Source organism: Streptomyces sp., assembly GCF_036566765.1.
In the GTDB taxonomy this organism is placed as follows: domain Bacteria; phylum Actinomycetota; class Actinomycetes; order Streptomycetales; family Streptomycetaceae; genus Streptomyces.
The window spans coordinates 1-3,928 of the sequence record NZ_DATCVQ010000007.1; the positions used below are offsets into that span (position 1 = coordinate 1).

Sequence of the window (3,928 nt, forward strand, 5' to 3'; positions counted from 1 at the left end):
GCCGCGGCCCCGCCGCATGCTCCCGCCGCCTGCTCCCGGCGGCGGCCCCGGTGCCGCCCGGGCGGCGGCGGCTTCGCGTCGTTCTGGCCGGGCCCGTGTCTTTCTCGACTGGGCGGCCGGCCGTTGCTCAGAGCCGTGCGATGTTGCGTTCGTAGACCAGGCGGAGGCCGATCAGGGTGAGCCAGGGTTCGTGTTCGTCTATCTGGGAGGACTCGCCCAGGACCATGGGGGCCAGGCCGCCGGTGGCGATGACCGTGACGTCCGAGGGGTCGGCGGTGCCTGCCAGTTCGCGCTTCATGCGGGTCACCACGCCGTCGACCTGGCCCGCGTAGCCGTAGATGATGCCCGACTGCATCGCCTCGACCGTGTTCTTGCCGATCACGCTGCGCGGGCGGGCCAGCTCGATCTTGCGGAGCATGGCGCCCTTGACGCCGAGCGCCTCGACCGAGATCTCGATGCCCGGGGCGATGGCCCCGCCCGCGTACTCGCCGCGCGCGGTGATCGCGTCGTACGTCGTCGCCGTGCCGAAGTCGACGACGATCGCCGGGCCCCCGTACAGCTCGACGGCGGCGACCGCGTTGATCACGCGGTCCGCGCCGACCTCCTTCGGGTTGTCCGTGAGGACCGGGACGCCCGTCTTGACGCCCGGCTCCACCAGCACCGCCGGCACGTCCCCGTAGTACCGCCGCGTCACCTCGCGCAGCTCGTGCAGCACCGACGGCACCGTCGCGCAGATCGCGATGCCCTCGATCCCGTCGCTCAGCTCGACGCCGAGCAGCGGGTGCATGCCCATCAGGCCCTGCAGCAGGACCGCCCACTCGTCGGCCGTCCGGCGCGGATCCGTGGAGATCCGCCAGTGCTCCACGATCTCCTCGCCGTCGAAGAGACCGAGCACCGTCTGGGTGTTGCCGACGTCGATGGTGAGCAGCATCAGACGGCCGCCTCGCGCAGATCGAGGCCGATGTCCAGGATCGGGGACGAGTGCGTGAGGCCGCCGACGGCCAGGTAGTCGACGCCGGTCGCCGCGTACGCCGCCGCGTTGTCCAGCGTCAGCCGGCCGGAGGACTCCAGGGCGGCGCGGCCGGCGACCAGCGCGACGGCCTCCTCGGTCTCGGCCGGGGTGAAGTTGTCGAGCAGGATCAGGTCCACGCCCGCGTCCAGGACCTCTCGGACCTGGTGCATGGTGTCGACCTCGACCTCGATCGGGACGTCCGGGAACCGCTCGCGTACGGCCTTGAACGCCTGCGCCACGCCGCCCGCCGCGACCACGTGGTTGTCCTTGACCAGCGCCGCGTCCGACAGGGACATGCGGTGGTTGACGCCGCCGCCGCACCGCACCGCGTACTTCTCCAGGGCGCGCAGGCCCGGCGTCGTCTTGCGGGTGTCGCGGACCCGGGCCTTGGTGCCCTCCAGGACGTCCGCCCACTTCCGGGTGGCGGTGGCGATGCCGGAGAGTCGGCACAGGATGTTCAGCGCGCTGCGCTCGCCGGTGAGCAGGTCGCGGGTGCGGCTGGTGACGGACAGCAGCGTCTGCCCGGCCTCGACCCGCTCGCCGTCCTCGACGTGCCGCTCGACCTCGAACTCGTCGGTGCAGACGATCGACAGGACCGCCTCGGCGACCCGCAGACCGGCCACCACGCCGGCCTCGCGGGCGGTGAAGTCCGCGGTCGCCACGGCGTCCGCGGGGACGGTCGCGACGGTGGTGACGTCCACCCCGCCGTCGAGGTCCTCCGCGATCGCGAGGTGCGCGATGTCCTCGACCTGGATCGGGTCGAGCCCGGCCTCGGCGAGGAGCTCCGCGAGCGCCGGGTCGAGCCCGCACTCGTACACCTCGTCGCCCTCGGCGCAGCCGCAGCCGTCGCCGCAGCCGCCGGCGGACTCGGCCGGGGCGTTGATGTGGATCAGGGGGACGTCCACGGGCTGCGGACGTGCTTCTTCGGGCGTGCTCACGACTGCGGCTCCCTGGTTGCGTCGGGGGTTACGGGCGGAAAGTCTGCGGTGGCGGTGCGGGTGACGGCCAGTCCCTCCGGGAGGGAACGCACGATCAGGTGGCGTTGCCAGGTTTCGTCGTCCCGGTCGGGCCGGTCCTCTCGCCAGTGGCAGCCCCGGGTCTCCTCGCGCTCCAGGGCGGCGGCCACCAGGGCCTGGGCGACGGCGAGCAGGTTGGTGGTCTCCCATGCCTCGGTGCCCGGCTCGGCCTCCTTGGCGAGGGAGCCGGCGACGGTCTCCAGGTTCAGCGCCTGAAGGGCGTCGGCCCCCGCGCGCAGGCTCGCCTCGGAGCGCAGCACGCTCGCGTGCGTGCTCATGATCCGCTGGATCTCCGCGCGCTTGCCGGGCTCGACCAGCGGCCTCACGCCGCAGGCGGAGACGGCCGGCCGGCCCTCGCGGTGCGGGCCGGACGCGACGATGTCGTCGGCGATCCGCTCCGCGAAGACCAGGCCCTCCAGGAGCGAGTTCGAGGCCAGCCGGTTCGCGCCGTGCACGCCCGTGCAGGCGACCTCGCCGCACGCGTACAGGCCGGGCACGGTGGTCCGGCCGTGCAGGTCGGTGCGGACGCCGCCGGAGGCGTAGTGGGCGGCCGGGGCGACCGGGATCGGCTCGGTCACCGGGTCGAAGCCGTGCGCCCGGCAGGCGGCCAGGATCGTCGGGAAGCGGTGCTCCCACATCTCGGCGCCGAAGTGCCGGGCGTCCAGGTACACGTTCTGCGCGCCCTGCTCCTGCATCCGTCGCATGATCGCCTTGGCGACGATGTCGCGCGGCGCGAGTTCGGCCAGCTCGTGCTGCCCGACCATGAAGCGGACCCCGTCCGCGTCGACCAGGTGGGCGCCCTCGCCGCGTACCGCCTCGGAGACCAGCGGCTGCTGGCCCTGCGAGTCGGCGCCGAGGAACAGCACGGTCGGGTGGAACTGGACGAACTCCAGGTCGGACAGCTCGGCCCCGGCGCGCAGCGCGAGGGCGACGCCGTCGCCGGTGGAGACGGACGGGTTGGTGGTGGCGGAGAAGACCTGGCCCATGCCGCCGGTGGCGAGGACCACGGCCGGGGCGTGGACGGCGCCGACGCCGTCGTGCTGCCCCTCGCCCATGACGTGCAGGGTGACGCCCGCCGTGCGGCCCGCGTCGTCCGTCAGGAGGTCCAGGACCAGGGCGTGCTCGACGGTGCGCACGCCCCGCTCGCGTATCGCCTCGACCAGCGCGCGGGAGATCTCCGCGCCGGTCGCGTCGCCGCCGGCGTGCGCGATGCGGCGGCGGTGGTGGCCGCCCTCGCGGGTCAGCGCGATCTCGCCGTCGGCGGTCCGGTCGAAGTCGGCGCCGGTGGCCATCAGCCGACGGACCGCGCCCGGGCCCTCGGTGACCAGGGTGCGCACGGCCTCCTCGTCGCACAGCCCCACGCCGGCGACCAGCGTGTCGTCCAGGTGCTGCTCGGGGGTGTCGCCCTCGCCGAGCGCGGCGGCGATGCCGCCCTGCGCCCAGCGGGTCGAACCGTCGTCGAGCGAGGCCTTGGTGACCACGACCGTGCGCAGCCCGGCCGCGGTGCAGCGCAGGGCGGCGGTCAGGCCCGCGACGCCCGAGCCGACGACCACGACGTCGGCCTCGACGGCCCAGCCGGGCGCGGGCGCCTCCAGGCGTATGCCGGTCGCACGGCTTCCCGGCACATGGCTTGCGGTCACTTGGCGGCTCCGAAGCTCAGGGGGACGTTGTCGATCAGCCGCGTGGTCCCCACCCGCGCGGCGACGGCGAGGACTGCCTCGCCGTCGTGGCCGTCGGCGACCTCGGTGAAGTCGGCCGGGTCGACGAGGGCCAGGTAGTCGAGGGTCAGCGGCGGGCGCCCGTGCGCGGCCTCGTCGAGTACGGCGCGGGCCGCGGCCCGTACGGCGTCGGCGCCGCCGCCCTCGCCGGCCTGAGCGACGGCGTGCACGTCGGCGGCGGC

General features: G+C 74.4%; 4 protein-coding genes. All 4 read right to left on the reverse strand.

Going from position 1 to position 3,928, the window contains the following annotated elements:
- Positions 1–127 precede the first annotated feature (127 nt).
- Positions 128–931: a type III pantothenate kinase gene (locus tag VIU94_RS00385; RefSeq protein ID WP_331906237.1), complete on the reverse strand. Its 804-nt coding sequence runs from the start codon at positions 929–931 to the stop codon at positions 128–130.
- Positions 931–1,950 carry a carboxylating nicotinate-nucleotide diphosphorylase gene (gene nadC / locus VIU94_RS00390; RefSeq protein ID WP_331906239.1) on the reverse strand — a complete coding sequence of 340 codons (1,020 nt, stop codon included), beginning with the start codon at positions 1,948–1,950 and terminating at the stop codon, positions 931–933. The genes VIU94_RS00385 and nadC overlap by 1 nt, the downstream gene beginning before the upstream one ends.
- On the reverse strand, positions 1,947–3,668 hold the full coding sequence (locus VIU94_RS00395) for an L-aspartate oxidase (protein ID WP_331906241.1): 1,722 nt from the start codon (positions 3,666–3,668) through the stop codon (positions 1,947–1,949). Before VIU94_RS00395 ends, nadC begins: the two co-directional genes overlap by 4 nt.
- The coding region (locus VIU94_RS00400; RefSeq protein ID WP_331906243.1) for a pantoate--beta-alanine ligase at positions 3,665–3,928 on the reverse strand (264 nt) is incomplete at its 5' end. The genes VIU94_RS00395 and VIU94_RS00400, both read right to left, overlap by 4 nt.

What these genes read in the sequence shown, in the direction of transcription:
- VIU94_RS00385 (WP_331906237.1), bottom strand. Translation starts at nt 931, where the DNA reads ATGCTGCTCACCATCGACGTCGGCAACACCCAGACGGTGCTCGGTCTC.